The organism is Carnobacterium divergens (assembly GCF_900258435.1).
Taxonomy (GTDB): domain Bacteria; phylum Bacillota; class Bacilli; order Lactobacillales; family Carnobacteriaceae; genus Carnobacterium; species Carnobacterium divergens_A.
Window position 1 is genome coordinate 2,060,623 of record NZ_LT992558.1, and the last position, 18,484, is coordinate 2,079,106.

Here is an 18,484-nt window from a genome sequence, read left to right on the forward strand (position 1 = left end):
AACTATGCGCCTCCTTTTTTTATAATCACTTTATTTTGTATCAATTTGACGTTTCTTTCCAACCAATGCAACTAATTGTAACATTGTAAAAAGAATGGAACTTTTTTTCCTAAAAGCAACATATTTAGGAATCCAAGTAGTCACGTATTTTTCTTTGTAGTGGCGTAACCCTTGAAAGCCATACAATTTCGTCCCAAAGCGATAAAGCAACCCTGCAATTCGTTCGCTAATAAAACTATAACGCGTTGCTCCAACATTTGAAAGAGGTGCCATGCCCATATTAAAGGCTTGGAACCCAAGCTCTTGGTTGTATTCAAATAATTTGATAAATAAATAATCCATTACACCATTAGGTGCTTCTTTTGTTTTATAACGCATTAAATCAATCGAAATCAATTCGTCTGACCCTGTTGGCATCATTGTAGCAAAAGCAATCAACTGCCCTTCTGGCGTCTTTACAACCGCAATTTCAGCTTGATTTAAATAGAACTCATCATAAAATCCTAGAGAAAAACCTTTTTCAGTTCGTTTTTCTAACCATTCGTCAGAAATTTGTTTTAATTCTTCAAACTGACTTGCAGAAAAAGGCGGTTGAAGCATTTCAAACAGATAGCCTTCCCGTTCAATTTTATTCACAAGAGCCCGTTCTGCTCGTCGTTTTTTCCCAGACAAGGTAAATTCAGGTAAAGAGACATGCCCTTCCTCTCCAACCTTCATAAAGTCATAGCCAAGTTCATGTAAAATCATCACCAATGAACCACTTACTTCATAAAATACTACTGAGTAACCAAATTGATCGGCTACATCCATAAAATCGACAATGGCTTTTTCAAATAAAGAGGAATCTCCAATAGGCTCTCCCATCACGACTAGTTTATCGGCTTCTTGACGAAATTGGAAAACTACTTGGTCTTCGCCATAGTAATAAAAATATTTATCTCGTAAAAAGGCCAAATGACTCACTTCATTTCCACCAAATTGATTAATGACCGCTTTTAAACGTTCCTCATCTAGTGAAACCCCAATTTTCAATTTTGACCGCATCAAGTAACTAATCACAATAGCTAAGCTGATTAAACCAATTACAACGCCAATTAAACCCGCCAGCCAAACATGCCCCGTTGGAAATAAGGAGGAATGAAATAGAACTGGTCGGCGATGATGGAATCTTGGGGAATTGAAGTAGCCGACTAAAATATACAATAACAAACTGCCAAATAAGACAGCGCCGTCTAATAAAGCTTTTCCCCAAGAATAAACAAGTTTATTTCGATAAAATTCATGCCTAGATAGATAGACACACACAATAACGATCCCTAAAAAAATCGTTAAGCCCCAAGAAAAGTCTTTGGTTAGTGTATTTAAAATGCCAAAACCTAAAATAATAATCGTAGGCCAATACGCTTTTTTTACTTTCCCTTCAATGCCCCGGGCTAATCCTAACAATAAGAAGCCAAAAATCACATTGCTCAATTGAGTAAGAAAAAAGAACGTAAACGGATAAAGCCTAGCAAACAAATAGCTGTTAAACGCTAAATTAGGAACCGTAGAAATTAAAATCATCATAATTCCCGATGAATAAACAAAAACGACTAAAAATCCATGGGCAATCTTTTGAACAAATTGCTTAGGCAAACCATCTAAGTATCGGTTGATTTTTTGTGCTCCATCGTGAGTAAAAAATGAAATGCCAATAAAAAACGGAATAATATAATAAAAAATCCGATAAAATAATAGCCAAACAACAGCGAGCTCTTTTGAGACGCCTAATTGACCTAACCCATAAATCATAAACACGTCAAAAGTTCCAACGCCGCCTGGAACCATTGAAACAATCCCAATAATTGATGCGATTACAAACAATGGAAACACTTGACCTAATCGAATGGGTTCTTGTAAAAGATAACCAATCAGCACAAAGCAGCCCATAGCGCCGCTCCATTCTAAAATAGAGCCGACAATTAATTTCAACTCACGTTTAAGGGGCAAATCCGTAAATAACGTTTTACTTTTAACTTTGGTAAATGTAAATAAAATGGGGAAATACAAGCCCCCACCCACAAGCCATGGCCAGTAATTACGGAAGGCTTCGCCGTATCCTGGTAAAGAAAAACTACCTAAAGTGACTAAAGATAAGATTGATAACCCTGATAATAAGAAAACAGCGATTTTTGAAATGGCAATAAGAATTTCTTTATGACTCGCACCTTCCCCATAGAAAGTGGCTCTTAACGAAGCTCCTAAAAACCCACCAAATCCACCAATATTCGTAAACGTATTGGTAATCCATCCAGAGGTAAAAATATGCTTTTTACTAAACTTTCCAGGCAACAATTCAACGATCGTAAAATCATAAATCATCATCGGCAAAATAGCAATTAACCCTGCAATTAACATCAAACCAATCGCTACTGGACTTTGCGTAAATAAATTTTCCTTTAAATCACGGTAATTCATATCTGCAGCAATTTTTATGACTTGTAAGACCACAAACAATGAAACAAACCCCACAAAAATAATTTTAATGAGTGTTAGATGTTGCAAAACACCTTCGATTATTTTTTTGAATTTTTCTTTCATGTTCTTTCCTCCTCCACGATAGAAAGTAAAAATACTTGAAAAAGAAACGATTCATTCTTCTTCAAGTATTCATTTTGTAGCTAATTATTTTGTTTCAGTTGGTGTTTCTTCAATAACTTCTACTTCTTCAACAACCGTTGGTTCTTCAACTAATACTTCTTCTTTTACTTCAACTGGTGTTGGAGCCGCAGTTTCTTTAATACGAGCAATTGCACCTCGTTCAAAAGTTAAGAAAACGCCATCGCAATCAATAACCACGGTACGATCTACTTCAACCACTTCATCAACGATTCCGTGTAAACCACCAATCGTTACAATTGCGTCACCTTTTTTCAAAGATTCCATCATTTTTTTCTTTTCATCTGCCGCTTTTTTCTGCGGTTTAATCATCATAAAGTACATTAATCCAAAAATTGCGATCAATGGTAAAAACGTTACAATACCTGACATTTGTTCCACTCCATTTCTCTTCGTTCCTAAAAAACTATTCTCACTACTCACTTTAACAAACTTTTCTGTTTTCAGCTAGTGATTACACATGTTTTTTAAAAGTTTTTTGCATTTGGCTTGTTAAACCCATATTCTTCAAAAAATGCTTCTCTAAATTCTAATAAATTGTCATCCATAATCGCTTGACGAACATTTTTCATTAGGTTTTGTAAGAAATATAAATTGTGATAGCTTGTTAATCGCAAACCAAACGTTTCATCCGCTTTAATTAAATGACGAATATACGCTCTCGAGTAATTTTTACATGTATGGCAATCGCATTTTTCATCAATTGGTCTAAAATCACGCTCGTATTGAGCATTTTTAACAACTAAGCGACCTGCACTTGTCATACAAGTACCGTTACGGGCAATTCGAGTTGGCAATACACAATCAAACATATCAACGCCTCGGATCACGCCATCAATTAAGGAATCCGCTGAACCAACACCCATCAAATATCTTGGTTTGTCTTCTGGAATCAGTGGTGTTGTGTATTCCAACACTTCATTCATTAAATGTTTGGGCTCTCCAACAGACAATCCGCCAATAGAATACCCAGGGAAATCCATTGAAATCAAATCTCTTGCGCTTTGCTGTCTTAATTCTTTGTAGCCCGCTCCTTGAATGATACCAAATAAACCTTGTGTCGATGGATTTGCATGTGCTTTTAACCCACGCTCTGCCCAACGGCTTGTACGCTCAATTGATTTTTTAACGTATTCAAAGCTTTCTTCAAAAGGTGGACATTCATCGAAACTCATCATAATATCTGGACCTAATTTATTTTGAATGTCAATCGCTTTTTCAGGAGATAAGAACATTTTTGACCCATTTAAATGATTTCTAAAATGAACCCCTTCTTCTTCAATGCGACGCATATCACTTAATGAAAAGACTTGGAAACCACCAGAATCTGTTAAGATTCCTTTGTCCCAGTTCATAAATTTGTGTAAGCCACCGGCTTCTTGCACAATGTCTTCACCTGGACGTAACCATAAATGGTAAGTATTGCTTAAAATAATTCCAGCACCCATTGCATCCAATTCTTCAGGTGCAATACTTTTTACAGTAGCTAAGGTACCGACTGGCATAAACATCGGAGTAGGGAACGTTCCGTGTGGCGTGATAATTTCCCCAAGTCGAGCGCCGGTGTGTTTTTCTTTTTTGATTAAGCGGTATTTAATTGCTGGCTCTGTCATTTTTTCTCCTACTTTCAATAGTGTATCTATGATTTTTTTAATCTTTAAAAGGCTGCAGCATCATCTGAATGATGCTATCTAATGTAACATGAGTTAACGTATCTTCCTTGTCATGACGGATATCACGAATCAATAACGCAAGAATCGAGTTATTAAAGATAAAACATAAGGTTTCATATTCTGACTTTGTGTAATTAGGATGATCGGATAAACGTTGCAACTGTTGGCATAAAGAATGGTTAATGTATTCTTGCTTATAAGTAAAAATAGTTTGTGCTTTTTCGTTGCCGACTTCTTTAATTGAACCAATCACCACGTCGCGATGCCTTGAATAGATGTCTTCAATAAAGTAACCTGTTTTTTCAAGCAACTCTCTTGTTGAGCTAAAGGGTTGTGAGAAAAACGCATCCACTTCTTCTTTGATTTGATTGGCATGTTGCTTAAACGCTGTGTCCATTAACGCTTCTTTTGATTTAAAGTTTTTAAAAATCGTTGTTTCGTTAACATGAGCCTCTTGGGCAATTAATTTTGTTGTCGTACTTTTATACCCAACATGAGAAATTAAATGCAACGCAGCATCAATAATTCTTTGTTGCGTTCCAGTCATCTTTTTCTCGTCGATTGGACTCACACCTCTCTAAAAATAAATTCAAAAAAACAAGCAGATGCTTGCACAACCAATAGTATAGCACAGGGATTTTTAGGTAGCAATCCTCTTAAAGAAATTCTTTTTTTAGATTAGAAGCACATTGTTTGCAAACGCTTTCTAATCGTGTTATTCTATAGTTAGAAAGAGAGATGCTTATACGAGTAAACAACAGAATTTCTCATTTGTTAAACGAAACAAGTTAAACGAAACATCGCGTTTTGATGTACCAGATTCAACTGTCCCATTTCATTTAGATTCATGATCACTATTTGTTTCATAAGTGTGTTTGATAGTCCCGAATAATGTAAGCATAAACCGAATTTTGTTTTGAAAGAAATTCCCCTAACACTTATGGCATTTCAGCTTCGCTTCAAAATTGTTTACTCGTATCCTCTCTGATTCAATAAAAAAGAGCTTCCAGTGATGAAAAACTGGCGGCTCTTTTTTTGATTGCTTACTTATTTTATTTGACAAACATCGCATCGCCAAAGCTAAAGAAGCGGTAGCGTTCTTCCACTGCATGATGGTAGGCTGCTAAAACATTTTCTCGTCCTGCAAAGGCACTCACCAACATAACCAATGTTGATTTTGGTAAATGAAAATTAGTTGAAAAAGCATCAACCACTTTAAATTGATAACCAGGTGAAATAAAAATACTTGTCCAACCGCTATCGGCTTTGATTTCGCCATCAAATTTTGTGCCAATTGTTTCGAGTGTTCGAATCGATGTTGTACCCACTGCCACAATTCGACCACCACTTGTCTTAACTTCGTTCAATTTCGTCGCCGCTTCCTCTGTCAAACGATAGAATTCAGAATGCATATCATGGTCCTCAATAGAATCCACACTAACAGGTCTAAAAGTACCTAAACCCACATGAAGTGTTAGAAAAACAAGTTCAACACCTTTTGCTTTGATTTTTGCTAACAGGTCTTCTGTAAAATGCAACCCTGCTGTTGGCGCTGCTGCTGATCCATTTTCCTTAGCGTAAACCGTTTGATAGCGTTCATTGTCTTCTAAACGTTCTTTAATATAAGGAGGCAATGGCATTTCGCCAAGAGATTCTAAGACTTCAAGAAAGATGCCCTCATATGAAAAATCAACAATTCTACCGCCATGTTCTAATTCTTCCACAACCGTTGCTTTTAAACGACCGTCACCAAAGCTAATTTCAGTTCCAACTTTTGCACGTTTTGCTGGTTTAACGAGTGTCTCCCACTGGTCATTGACTGTATTTTTTAATAGTAATACTTCTAAATGTCCGCCGGTTTCTGGCTTTGTTCCATAAAGTCTAGCTGGTAAGACACGTGTGTCATTCATCACTAACGCGTCGCCTGCATGTAATTCATCTAAAATATCTGTAAAGTGCTTATCTGATACCTCACCCGTCTTGCTATCCAAAACAAGTAAACGTGAACTTGAGCGGTCACTTAGCGGGGTTTGAGCAATTAGTTCTTCTGGTAAATCAAAATCAAAATCTTTCGTTGATAACATGTTCATTTCTCCTATTTATCTGGCTTTTAATTTTTTTCTATAGGATAAGAATACCCTAAATGCTCGTAGCCTAAAGGGGTCACAATCCGTCCTCTTGGTGTCCGTTGCAGAAAACCCATTTGCAATAAATACGGTTCGTACATATCTTCTACGGTTTCTGTTTCTTCTCCGATATTAGCTGCAATCGTTGACAAACCTACTGGCCCTCCACGATACAATTCAATCATCGTAGTCAGCATTTTTTGATCCACATAATCCAATCCTTCTTGATCGACTCGTAATAGGGCTAGCGCTTCATCTGCCATTCTTTGACTGACTTCACCTTCGCCTTCGACTTGAGCATAATCTCGCACGCGTTTTAATAAGCGATTCGCAATCCGCGGGGTTCCTCTTGAGCGTCTAGCAATTTCATGGGCTCCCGTATCGTTGATTTTCGTTTGAAAAACGTCTGCTGAGCGGATCACGATTTCTTTTAAATCTTTCACTGGATAATATTCCATATGGGAAACGATTCCAAATCGATCCCTTAAAGGCGCAGATAACAAACCTGCTCTTGTTGTCGCACCAATTAACGTAAAGGGCGGCAATGGAAAATGGACGGGGTGAGCGCTTGGACCTTGTCCAACAATAATATCAACAAAAAAGTCTTCCATTGCGGAATACAGCATTTCTTCTACCATTCGAGGCATGCGATGGATTTCATCAATAAACAGAACGTCTCCTGCTTCTAATTCGTTTAATAACGCCACCAAATCGCCAGCCTTTTCAATTGCTGGACCACTGGTGGTTCGAATTCCTACTTGCATTTCATTTGCAATTACCATTGCCATTGTTGTTTTCCCTAAACCTGGTGGTCCATATAAGAGAACGTGGTCTAATGCTTCTTCACGGTTTTTAGCAGCTTCAATGTAAATCGTTAACTCTTTTTTTACTTTGTCTTGGCCGATGTATTGAGCTAACGTTTGGGGGCGTAAAGATTTTTCAATTGTTACCTCTACTCCGTCCTCACTCTCACCAGAAACAATCCGTTCTTCAAATGTCATCTAATTTTCACCACTTTTCCTAAAATTCCAGTTTATTTTTTCATTAACAAACGTAAGGCCGCTCTTAAATAAGCATCTGTTGAATGTTCATTTAAAGCGATTAGTTTTGGTTCAATTCGTTTGATTTCTCTTGAGCTGTAGCCCAATGCGGTTAATGCTTCTACGGTTTCTGCAATGTGTCCGTTATTCGTTGTTAAGACTAACTTTTCTTGCAAGGCGCCTTTTCCTGCACTTGAAGAAACCGTTAAATCGTCTAGTTTGCCTTTTAAATCCAATACGATCTGAGAAGCTGTTTTCTTTCCAACACCAGGAAATTTTGTTAAGTACGCCACATCATCATTTTCAATTGCGGCAACTAACCCTTCATGGTCATCACTAGCTAAAATCGCTAAGCTACTTTTTGGTCCTATTCCAGAAACGCTGATTAATTTTAAATACAATTGCTTTTCGCTAAAATCTTTAAAGCCAAATAATGTTATCGCATCTTCTCGGACCGCTTGATAAACATAGACTTGAACTTCTTGGTTTAATTTACTTGAAAATCGAAAAGGGTTCGCAATCAATAATTGGTAACCGATCCCACCATTTTCAATCACGATATACGCTGGTCCTACAAACGTCAACGTGCCTTTGATGTATTCATACATGTGTTCGATCTCCATTCTATTCTATAGTACATTCGTTCCCCTAGCATTTTACCATATTTTCAAGATTAAATGGACTTTCTAATGGAAAAATCTTTATTTTCGTCATTTCCTTACTAAAAAAGGAAAAACACAAAGACAAAGGCAGCTCCCTTATCTTTGTGCTTTTTTAAGAAAATAGCGAACGATACTGACCGTAGCCTTCCGCTTCCAATTGATCAACTGGAATAAAACGTAGGGCTGCTGAATTAATGCAGTAACGCAACCCACCAAGTTCAGGCGGACCATCATTAAACACATGACCTAAATGAGAATCTGCTGCTTTGCTTCGAACTTCAGTACGTGTCATTCCAAATTTGTGGTCTACTTTTTCTACTACCTCATTTTTTTCAATCGGTTTCGAAAAGGCCGGCCAACCACAACCTGCATCGTACTTATCTTTTGACGTAAAAAGTGGCTCGCCACTGACAATATCAACATACAGTCCATTTTCATAAAAATCATCAAATTCCCCTGTAAAAGCATGCTCCGTTCCATTTTCTTGTGTGACTTCATATTGAATCGGGCTTAAGGTCTCTTTTAATTCTTCTTTCGATGGTTTTTCCATTTTCTTCACCTCTTTAGTTTAATTGTCTATAGTATAGCAAACAATGACTAAAAAGGAGCATTTCTTGCTTACTGTATTTCGTTTAACATTCTGGCTACTACAGAGACGGGAAATCCCGCGACGCTATAAAAATCGCCGTCAATTTTTTTGACAAGTAGCGCGCCTTTCCCTTGAATTCCATATGAGCCGGCTTTATCCATCGGTTCTTTAGTCGCAATATACGCATCAATTTCTGCTGGAGTTAACTCAAAGAGAGTCACTTTGGTTGTCACGACTTGCGTAGCTTTTTGTTGTCCTTTTGTCAGATGGACTGCTGTCAACACTTCATGTGTCGTTCCGCTTAGTTGCTCAAGCATTCTTTTAGCATCGGCTTCATCCTTTGGTTTCCCCATAATCTCACCATTTAGAACCACAATCGTGTCGCTTCCAATCACTAACTCATCTGGATACTCTTTGGCTACTTCATTGGCTTTACGAATCGCTAACACTTCCACAACTTCAGGACCTTTCATTGACGGTGGGGTCGTTTCGTCTACATCAGAAACAACTACGTCAAAATCTGTTGTGATTTTACTGAGCAACTCTTTTCTTCTAGGAGAACCTGAAGCTAAAATTAAGGTCATTTTTCATCTACCTGCTTTCTTAATGTGGGTCTTGGATACGTTTAAACATTTTTTCCATATCTTTATTAGTAAATTGAATCAAGACTGGACGGCCATGAGGACAATTATAAGGATTTTCTGTTTTTGCTAAATCTACTAACAAGGCACGAGCTTCTTGATCGTTTAGATAATGATTGGCTTTAATTGAACCTTTGCAACTCATCATAATAGCCGTTGCTTCTCTAAACTTCGCCACGTTAACCGTTCCTTGTTCTAAAAGCAAATCAATCATTTCTCTAACGATTTCTTCTTCTTCCCCTTTATTAAACCAAACTGGATGACTTCTTAGTAAGAAACTATTTTGTCCAAAAGGTTCTAAGAAAATTCCAATCTCTTCAAGTGCTGGTTGATTTTCTTTGATTTTAATGGCATCGCTATTTGGGTAATCTAGCATCATTGGAACTAGTAAGTCTTGCAGGTCACGACTGACTTCCCCAATTTTTTTACGGAAATACTCATACTTGATTCGCTCTTGCGCCGCATGTTGATCCAAAATATACAACCCATTTTCATTTTGTGCAAATAGATAGGTGCCATGCATTTGACCAATATACTCTAGCGTTGGCAAGTGTGAAGCAGCTTTTTCAGTTTGTTGGGCTTCTCTTTTTAGCAAATTAGTTGCCGTGTTTAAATAAGGTTCTTCATGAAGCTCTTCTAATTCACTGATGGGGCGATCCATAGTTGGGATTGATTCTGTTACTGTTGGTTCAACTAGGAAACTTTCTGCTACTTGATCATCCTGTGTATCCTCAAAAGGCGCCGCTTCTTCTTCTACCAACTCTTCATGTTTAAATGGAATTGGTTGGAACGGATCGGTTGGCTTTTCTTTCACGAGGGGCTCTTTCACTTGGTAAGCAGGCTGATTTTCAGGTTTAGTTGAGGACGCTACATTCAAGTCAATTTTTGTTTGTTCGGCTTTAAATTTTGTCGCGTCATATGGCTTTTTAAAGCTAAAGTTCTCCATCGCTTCTGGAATCAATTGTTCTTTACTAAGAGCTTGATGAATTGCATCTTCAATTAAGCCCATTAGTTCTTTTTCTTTACTGATCCGAACTTCTTGCTTTGTTGGATGCACATTCACATCAACTAATAGCGGGTCCATCGTAATATCTAAGGCAACAATTGGAAAACGACCTACCATTAATTTTGAACGATAGCCTGCAATAATTGCCTTATTAAGCAGGTAATTTTTGATGTAACGCCCATTGATCATAATGGACATATAATTACGGCTTGCTCTTGTGACTTCTGGTAATGAAATAAATCCTTTAACATTGAAGTCTAAATCTTCATTTTCAATCAAACGCATTTTTTTTGCAATTGCAACGCCATAAATCCCTGCTAAGGTTTGTTTTAAATCCCCCTTTCCCGAAGTGCGCAACATTTGATTGCCATCATGAACTAAACGAAATGCAATCATTGGGTGACTCATCGCCAAGCGATTGACGATATCTCCGATTGTTGCTAGTTCGGTTTGTAAGGTTTTAACGTATTTTAACCGAGCTGGAGTATTGAAAAATAAATTGCTTACGGTAATGCTTGTTCCTTTTCTTGATGGATTTGGACGCTCTTCCTCGATATCCCCACCTTTTAAAGAAATGTACGTACCCGCACCAGACCCTGTCGCCGTTTCTAAGATGACTTCGGATACAGAGGCAATACTTGGCAAGGCTTCTCCACGAAAACCTAGCGTGCGAATTCTAAAGAGGTCGTCTCGAGTATGAATCTTACTTGTGGCATGGCGTTTAAAGGCATTTTTCACATCTTCTGCTTCAATGCCATCACCATTGTCAATAATTTGAATTTTTTTCAAACCAGCTTCTTCAATTAAAATGTCGATTTGGGTGCTGCCTGCATCTATTGAATTTTCAACAAGTTCTTTAACAACCGAAGCGGGGCGCTCAATTACTTCACCAGCCGCAATTTGATTGGCGAGTTTTTCTGAAAGTTCTTCAATTTTTGCCATTTCTCCTCACCCTTTCTACTTAAATTGAATCTATTTTAGCTTTCCTTGTAGTTCACTTAAGGTATTGATTGCTTCAAGAGGCGTCATAGACAATAAGTTTATAGTTTGTAACGCTTTGATAACTTCACTTTCATTCGGGTTCAATGAATCAAACAATGATAATTGACCTTGTTCTTCTTCAAGAATATCTAACATTGGCTCTTGTTCACTATTTGTTTTAATTGCCATTTGAGGTGCTTGCTCAACATCAATAACAACTGGCTCTTGTTTTTCTAATTTTTCTAAAATAGCTGCTGCTCGAATCAATAAATCTTCTGGCAAACCAGCTAGTTTCGCTACATGGATTCCGTAACTTTTATCGGCTGGCCCAGCCATCATTTTGTGTAAGAAAACAACTTCACCATCTTCTTCAACTGCTCCTACATGGATATTTTCTAAGCCTTGTAAGGATTCTTCTAACACGGTTAATTCATGATAATGGGTTGAAAAGAGCGTTTTTGCATGAACATGCTGATGAATGTACTCAATAATAGCTTCAGCAAGTGCCATTCCATCATAGGTTGCAGTCCCTCGACCAATTTCATCAAATAAAATTAAACTACGATCGGTGGCATGTCGTAATGCTTGATTTGCTTCCATCATTTCCACCATAAAGGTACTTTGACCAGAAATTAAATCATCGGCTGCTCCAATACGAGTGAAAATTTGATCAAAAATCGGCAGCTCAGCTGTCTCAGCCGGTACAAAGCAACCCATTTGAGCCATAATAACGGTTAAGGCTAACTGACGCATATACGTACTTTTACCAGACATGTTGGGTCCAGTAATCAAAAGAATATCTGTTTGCTCATTCATCACGACACTGTTTGGCACGTAACGTTGTTGCCCTAATACTTTTTCAACAACTGGGTGACGCCCTTCTAGCAGATTGATTTCATGAGTTCCCTGTTTCATAACTGGTTTAATATAATGGTACTTTTCACTGATGGTCGAAAAGCTTTGTAAAACATCGATTGTGGCAACCGTTTTAGCTAGTTTTTGCAAGCGTTCAATGTATTGTTTTACGGTTTCACGAACAGCAGTAAACAACTCATATTCCAATGCTACTGATTTTTCTTCAGCTTCTAAAATCAAGGTTTCTTTTTCTTTTAAGTCGGGTGTAATAAAGCGTTCTGCATTTGCTAAGGTTTGTTTGCGCTCGTATGTTCCTTCTGGTAACGATGCTAAATTGGCTTTTGTTACTTCAATGTAATAACCAAATACGCGGTTATAACCAATTTTTAACGTTTTAATGCCCGTTTTTTCACGTTCTTGGGCTTCTAATTGAGCAATCCATTTTTTGCCGTTTCGCATGGCATCACGATATTGATCCAATTTTTCATGGTACCCGTCTTTGATGACCCCACCATCTTTAATGGCTAGAGGGGCTTCTTCGTCAATTGCGTGTTCAATTAGTTCTACTACCTCCGTTACAGGATCTAATGCAATTAGGAGGTCATCCCACTCTCCATCGTTAATAATGGCAATAATATCAATTAATTGAGGAATTTGAAGGAGAGAAGTTTTTAATTGAATCAAATCACGACCGTTCACATTTCCAAAGGCCACTCGTCCCGCTAAACGTTCTAAATCGTAAACGCGAGTCAGCGCTTCGTTTAAATCGGTTCGTTCAAAAAAGTGATTGATTAAATTTTCCACAATCAATTGACGGCTTTTAATTTTGGCTTCTTGAATCAAAGGACGATCAATCCATTGTTTTAATAAGCGTCCTCCCATTGCTGTTTTGGTTTCGTCTAGTAACCACAATAACGTTCCTTTTTTCTGACCATTTCGAATCGATGACGTTAACTCTAAATTATGTTTTGAATAGTGATCCATTTTTAAGAAGTGAGTGGGTATGTAGCTTTCTGCTTTTTGAATATGACTTAAGCTACGTTTTTGAGTGACACTTAAATAGGATAATAACAGCTTCAAAACAGCTACCGTTTTTTCTTCATCAATTTCGCTGGTTAAGTATGAAAATTCAGCATTTTCTACCATTGTTGTTTGGGTTGAAATCATTACACCCAATTTATTTTTTAATTCTTCTTGTAACAATTCTTCATCTAAATTTTCAAAAACAACTTCTTTTGTTTGAATACTGGATAATTCATTGATTAAATCTTCTTTTGACGTTAAGCAAGTCGCTTTTAATTCTCCCGTACTTAGATCTACATAGGATAAGTTAAACTCATGGTCGTTGACGACAATGAGAGCTGATAAGTAATTATTTGATTTTGCATCCATGTTTTTCATTTCAATCGCTGTTCCAGGAGTCACTAATTGAACAACTTCTCTTTTGACCATTCCTTTAGCCGTTTTTGGATCTTCTACTTGCTCACAGATGGCAACTTTGTACCCTTTTTCAATTAAAACATCAATGTATCCTCTAGCAGCGTGATATGGAACCCCGCACATCGGGATGGGATCATCTGCGTTACGGTTACGACTAGTTAAAGTTACTTCTAATAATTGCGATGCATTAATGGCATCCTCATAAAATAATTCGTAAAAATCACCTAAACGATAAAATAAAAAAGCATCTGGGTATTGAGATTTTATGGCTAAATACTGCTCCATCATTGGAGTGTGTTTGGTTTTTTGTGGCATGTGTATCCAACTCCTTTCGTCGACTATTTTTAACTTAATTCAGTTAATTTTTCTTCAATCTCTTTTACAAGTTCGTCTTGAATCGTTCCAACTAGTTGTTGCAATAAATCATCTGCTTCAATAAGTGAATCTTGATAACTTGTCACTACGATGTGTTCATTAAATTCTCTTGTTAGTTGTTCAGACTCTCTGATTGCTACTTTTTCAGCCTCAGGTTTGCCGTAGTGATTAAACGCTACGGCTTCTTTTTGTTTTATTTTAATTTGTTCAATCAAAGTATTTAAATGTGCATGATTTTGTGCTTTTTCTTCAATTTGTTGATAATTTTGAATGGTTTCATTTTCTTGCAACAATTGTGTTAATTTTTCTAATGTCTCTTTAGTGGCTTCATCTAATAAAGATTCAGGCTCTTTTCTAAACATTAAAAGTCGCCTCCAAATGGACGGTCTTCGTTAATCACAATATTTTGAATACTTTTAGCTTTCCCTGTTAGATCGTCTAATTCAATCAAACAAGCTGACAAAATTTTACGGCCTTCTTTTGGTACTTCAAAGCGTGTTGGCATCTGTGTTAAAAAGCGATTAAGAACCTGCTCTTTCGTCATTCCTAAAACACCATCATAAGGACCTGTCATCCCTACATCCGTCAAATAGGCTGTTCCTTCTGGTAAGATTCTTGCGTCATTGGTTTGCACATGGGTGTGGGTGCCGACAACTGCCGAAACACGACCATCTAAGAACCAGCCCATCGCTTGTTTTTCACTTGTCGTTTCAGCATGAAAATCCACAAAAATCAAGGGCGTACGTTTTCTTGCTTCTTCTACTAATTCTTCAATTTTTCTAAAAGGATCATCTAAATCCGCCATAAACACACGACCATGTAAATTAATAACAGCTAGTTCTAATTGATTAACTTTAATAAAGGCCATGCCTTTTCCAGGCGTTGTGTCTTCTGGGTAATTTGCTGGACGAATCATTTTTTTGGCATCGTCAATAAATTCAAAGATTTCGCGGTTATCCCAAGTATGATTTCCCATCGTTACGATATCCACGCCATCTTGTAAAAAGCCTTTGTATATTTTTTCAGTGATTCCGCGTCCTGCTGCTGCATTCTCACCATTTAAAATCGTCACTTGTGGACGGTACTCTCTTTTTAATTTAGGTAGGTATTCATGGACCATTTCGCGTCCCATTGATCCTACAACATCTCCGACAAATAATAATTTCATTTTATATGGCCTCTTCTCTTTTTATACATCACTTTATTTTACCAATATTTGAACTTAAATAAAAGGGGGGACTTCTTACTAAAAAAAGATGGGAAAGAGTAAATTTACTCTTTCCCATCTTTAGGATGCTTATTTTGCGTAATCAACCGCTCTTGTTTCACGAATAACGGTTACTTTTATGTGCCCTGGATAATCAAGTTCATCTTCAATTCGTTTTCGAATGTCACGAGCTAAACTGATTGCACCAAGATCATCAATTTGTTCAGGTTGAACCATAATACGAACTTCGCGCCCTGCTTGAATAGCGAAACTTCTTTCAACGCCTTCAAAACTATTCGAAATGCCTTCAAGTTTTTCTAAACGACGGATGTAGTTTTCAAGAGATTCACTTCTCGCTCCTGGTCTCGCCGCTGATAATGCATCCGCTGCTGCAACTAATACGGATATAACCGAAGTGGCTTCGGTATCTCCATGATGAGATGCGATGGCATTGATAACAGTTGCATTTTCTTTGTATTTCGTCGCAATCTCTTCACCGATTTCTACGTGAGAACCTTCAATTTCGTGATCTAACGCTTTACCAATATCATGAAGCAAACCAGCCCGTTTTGCTAAGGCAACGTCTTCTCCAAGTTCTGCTGCTAAAACACCTGCTAATTTAGCTACTTCAATCGAGTGATTTAAAACATTTTGACCGTAACTTGTTCTAAAGCGTAAACGACCTAGAATCTTAATTAAATCTGGATGCAATGAATGAACACCAACATCAAAGGTTGCTTGTTCCCCAATTTCTCGGATGCGCTCATCCATTTCTTTTCTTGATTTTTCAACCATCTCTTCAATTCGAGCTGGATGAATTCGACCATCTTGAATTAATTTTTCAAGTGTCATTCTTGCTATTTCGCGTCTGATTGGATCAAATCCACTTAAAATAACAGCTTCAGGAGTATCATCAATAATCAAATCAATTCCTGTTAGAGTTTCAAGGGTTCTGATATTACGGCCTTCACGACCAATAATCCGACCTTTCATTTCATCACTTGGTAATGTGACTACCGAAACTGTCGTCTCAGAAACTTGATCTGCTGCACAACGTTGAATTGCTAATGAAATCAGATTTTTTGCTTTTCGATCTGCTTCTTCTTTAGCACGTTGTTCAGAATCTTTAACCATTACAGCTAATTCATGGGATAAATCTTCTTCTGTTTCTTTGATAATCATGCTTTTAGCTTCTTCTCGTGATAAAGCCGCAACTCTTTCTAATTCAAGTTGTTGTTCCTCAACTAGTAATGTTGCTTTTTTCTCTTGATCGTCAATTAGCTGTTGTCTTGAACTTAGTTTTTCTTCTTTGGCTTCAAGGGAACGTTCTCGTTTTTCTAGTCCGTCATCTTTGCGGTCTAGGTTCTCTTCACGTTGTAGTAAACGATTTTCTTGTTTCAGAATGTCGCTTCTTCTCTCTTTTAGCTCCGTTTCAATTTCAGTTCGGTATCTGTGATTTTCATCCTTCGCCTCCAACAAAGCTTCTTTTTTCATGGTCTCTGCTTCTCTTCTTGCTTCCTCCAAAATTCCAGTTGCAGTGTTTCTAGCTCCTGCTAGTTCCTTTTCGTGAGTTGACTTGCGGACGATATATCCTGCGATTAGACCAACAACTAAAGCAACGATAGCGAAGGCTACACTAATAATTAACATTCTTCCACCTCCGTATCATGTATTTAATTGGTCATTTATCATTTCTTTTGGTAAAAATATTGTTTTTAACAAATTTTTATCCCTATCTTTTATAAGTGTAATACAACACACCTCTAATTTTAATTGTAGAGAGGGTACATGTCAACTTAAATAGTGTGATTTGTTGAACCTTTTTATAAATATCAGTTATCTATCAAATTAAATAATTATAGTTATCGTTATTAATTTATTGTTTATACTCTAGTTTTCTATTTTTTCTGTTAAATCTCCATTGATAGCGCTCTCTTTTTATTTAAAAAAAAGAAGTCAATTTATTTTTTAAATTGACTTCTTTCATCTATTTATTTTTCGATTTCTGGTAAATCTAAAACAAGTTCACTTTTTTCTGCAACTTGTTTTTTTGTTTCTTTTGCCGTTTTCTTTTCAGAAGTTTTTTCTGCAACTTCTTCACCAATTCCATAGGCTGCACGAACTTTTTTCTCAATTTCTTCTCTTAACTCAGGATTGTCTTTAAAGTATTTCTTCGCATTCTCACGACCTTGACCAATTCGTTCGCCTTCGTATGAATACCAAGCACCACTCTTATCAACGATGTCTTTTTCTGACCCCATATCTAATAGCTCACCAACTTGAGATATTCCTTCACCGTACATAATATCTACTTCAGCTACTTTAAAAGGAGGAGCAACTTTATTTTTTACTACTTTAATTTTCGTTCTATTCCCAACAACGTCGGTGCCATTTTTGATTTGTTCTGCACGACGCACTTCCAAACGAACTGTTGCGTAGAATTTTAATGCGCGACCACCTGGTGTAATTTCAGGATTCCCAAACATTACGCCAACTTTTTCACGAATTTGATTGATAAATAGTGCAATTGTTTTCGTTTTATTAATTGAACCTGATAGTTTCCGTAAGGCTTGAGACATTAAACGAGCTTGTAAACCAACATGACTCGCTCCCATCTCGCCTTCAATCTCTGCACGAGGAACTAATGCTGCTACTGAATCGATTACAACAATATCAACCGCACCACTTGATACTAAAGCATCAGCGATTTCTAATCCTTGTTCGCCTGTATCTGGTTGAGATAATAGCAACTCATCAATGTCTACACCTAGATTTTGTGCATATTGGGGATCTAATGCGTGTTCAGCATCAATAAAGGCAGCAATTCCGCCTTGTTTTTGAACTTCAGCAACTGCGTGTAACGCTACCGTTGTTTTACCTGAACTCTCAGGTCCATAAACTTCAACGATACGCCCTTTTGGAAATCCACCTACTCCTAAAGCCACATCTAGTGCTAATGAACCACTAGGGATGGTTGAAATTTGAGTATCAACTTTTTCGCCTAGTTTCATTACGGAACCCTTACCAAAACTCTTTTCAATTTTTTTCAATGCTGCGTCCAATGCTTGTTTACGATCATCTGCCATTAAAATTCCTCCTCAATCTATCTTCAAAAATATTATTTACTAGTTCATTATCAGTTATTTTACGGTTACAAGTTATATAATAATAGTTCTTACTAAAAAAAGCAAGAGAAAATCGAACAAACATTCGGTTAAAAGATATTTATTT

Annotated in this window: 15 protein-coding genes; all 15 read right to left on the minus strand. The window is 37.2% G+C overall.

What is annotated here, in order from left to right; translation table 11 throughout:
* Nucleotides 1–30: 30 nt before the first annotated feature.
* A complete protein-coding gene (gene mprF / locus CDIMF43_RS10365) occupies nucleotides 31–2,580 on the minus strand; it encodes a bifunctional lysylphosphatidylglycerol flippase/synthetase MprF (protein ID WP_109841927.1) in 2,550 nt (849 codons plus the stop codon).
* An 84-nt stretch (nucleotides 2,581–2,664) separates the two neighbouring features.
* Nucleotides 2,665–3,030 (minus strand): preprotein translocase subunit YajC, encoded by a 366-nt coding sequence (gene yajC, locus CDIMF43_RS10370; RefSeq protein ID WP_074403232.1) that lies wholly within the window; start codon nucleotides 3,028–3,030, stop codon nucleotides 2,665–2,667.
* A gap of 95 nt (nucleotides 3,031–3,125) precedes the next feature.
* The gene (gene tgt / locus CDIMF43_RS10375) at nucleotides 3,126–4,271 is read right to left on the minus strand and encodes a tRNA guanosine(34) transglycosylase Tgt (protein ID WP_034568950.1); all 1,146 of its coding nucleotides are present in this window, start codon (nucleotides 4,269–4,271) and stop codon (nucleotides 3,126–3,128) included.
* A gap of 37 nt (nucleotides 4,272–4,308) precedes the next feature.
* Entirely contained in the window at nucleotides 4,309–4,902 is a 594-nt protein-coding gene (locus CDIMF43_RS10380; RefSeq protein ID WP_233218314.1) for a TetR/AcrR family transcriptional regulator, read from the minus strand.
* Nucleotides 4,903–5,383: 481 nt separating this feature from the next.
* Nucleotides 5,384–6,415, minus strand: a complete 1,032-nt coding sequence (gene queA, locus CDIMF43_RS10385; RefSeq protein ID WP_074403233.1) for a tRNA preQ1(34) S-adenosylmethionine ribosyltransferase-isomerase QueA — start codon at nucleotides 6,413–6,415, stop codon at nucleotides 5,384–5,386.
* 26 nt (nucleotides 6,416–6,441) lie between these two features.
* The gene (gene ruvB / locus CDIMF43_RS10390; RefSeq protein WP_074403235.1) at nucleotides 6,442–7,458 is read right to left on the minus strand and encodes a Holliday junction branch migration DNA helicase RuvB; all 1,017 of its coding nucleotides are present in this window, start codon (nucleotides 7,456–7,458) and stop codon (nucleotides 6,442–6,444) included.
* Nucleotides 7,459–7,490: 32 nt separating this feature from the next.
* Complete coding sequence (gene ruvA / locus CDIMF43_RS10395; protein ID WP_034568941.1) at nucleotides 7,491–8,105, minus strand: Holliday junction branch migration protein RuvA; 615 nt, start codon at nucleotides 8,103–8,105, stop codon at nucleotides 7,491–7,493.
* A 166-nt stretch (nucleotides 8,106–8,271) separates the two neighbouring features.
* On the minus strand, nucleotides 8,272–8,709 hold the full coding sequence (gene msrB, locus CDIMF43_RS10400) for a peptide-methionine (R)-S-oxide reductase MsrB (protein ID WP_034568939.1): 438 nt from the start codon (nucleotides 8,707–8,709) through the stop codon (nucleotides 8,272–8,274).
* Between the two features lie 68 nt (nucleotides 8,710–8,777).
* Nucleotides 8,778–9,332 (minus strand): Maf family protein, encoded by a 555-nt coding sequence (locus CDIMF43_RS10405; protein WP_109841928.1) that lies wholly within the window; start codon nucleotides 9,330–9,332, stop codon nucleotides 8,778–8,780.
* A gap of 19 nt (nucleotides 9,333–9,351) precedes the next feature.
* Entirely contained in the window at nucleotides 9,352–11,337 is a 1,986-nt protein-coding gene (gene mutL, locus CDIMF43_RS10410; protein ID WP_109841929.1) for a DNA mismatch repair endonuclease MutL, read from the minus strand.
* A 30-nt stretch (nucleotides 11,338–11,367) separates the two neighbouring features.
* Entirely contained in the window at nucleotides 11,368–13,986 is a 2,619-nt protein-coding gene (gene mutS, locus CDIMF43_RS10415) for a DNA mismatch repair protein MutS (RefSeq protein ID WP_109841930.1), read from the minus strand.
* 29 nt (nucleotides 13,987–14,015) lie between these two features.
* On the minus strand, nucleotides 14,016–14,408 hold the full coding sequence (locus CDIMF43_RS10420) for a YlbF family regulator (RefSeq protein ID WP_074403242.1): 393 nt from the start codon (nucleotides 14,406–14,408) through the stop codon (nucleotides 14,016–14,018).
* Nucleotides 14,408–15,214: a TIGR00282 family metallophosphoesterase gene (locus CDIMF43_RS10425; protein ID WP_074403244.1), complete on the minus strand. Its 807-nt coding sequence runs from the start codon at nucleotides 15,212–15,214 to the stop codon at nucleotides 14,408–14,410. The genes CDIMF43_RS10420 and CDIMF43_RS10425 overlap by 1 nt, the downstream gene beginning before the upstream one ends.
* A 129-nt stretch (nucleotides 15,215–15,343) precedes the next feature.
* Nucleotides 15,344–16,903 (minus strand): ribonuclease Y, encoded by a 1,560-nt coding sequence (gene rny / locus CDIMF43_RS10430; RefSeq protein ID WP_074403246.1) that lies wholly within the window; start codon nucleotides 16,901–16,903, stop codon nucleotides 15,344–15,346.
* Nucleotides 16,904–17,244: 341 nt separating this feature from the next.
* On the minus strand, nucleotides 17,245–18,339 hold the full coding sequence (gene recA / locus CDIMF43_RS10435) for a recombinase RecA (RefSeq protein ID WP_074403248.1): 1,095 nt from the start codon (nucleotides 18,337–18,339) through the stop codon (nucleotides 17,245–17,247).
* Nucleotides 18,340–18,484: the final 145 nt, after the last annotated feature.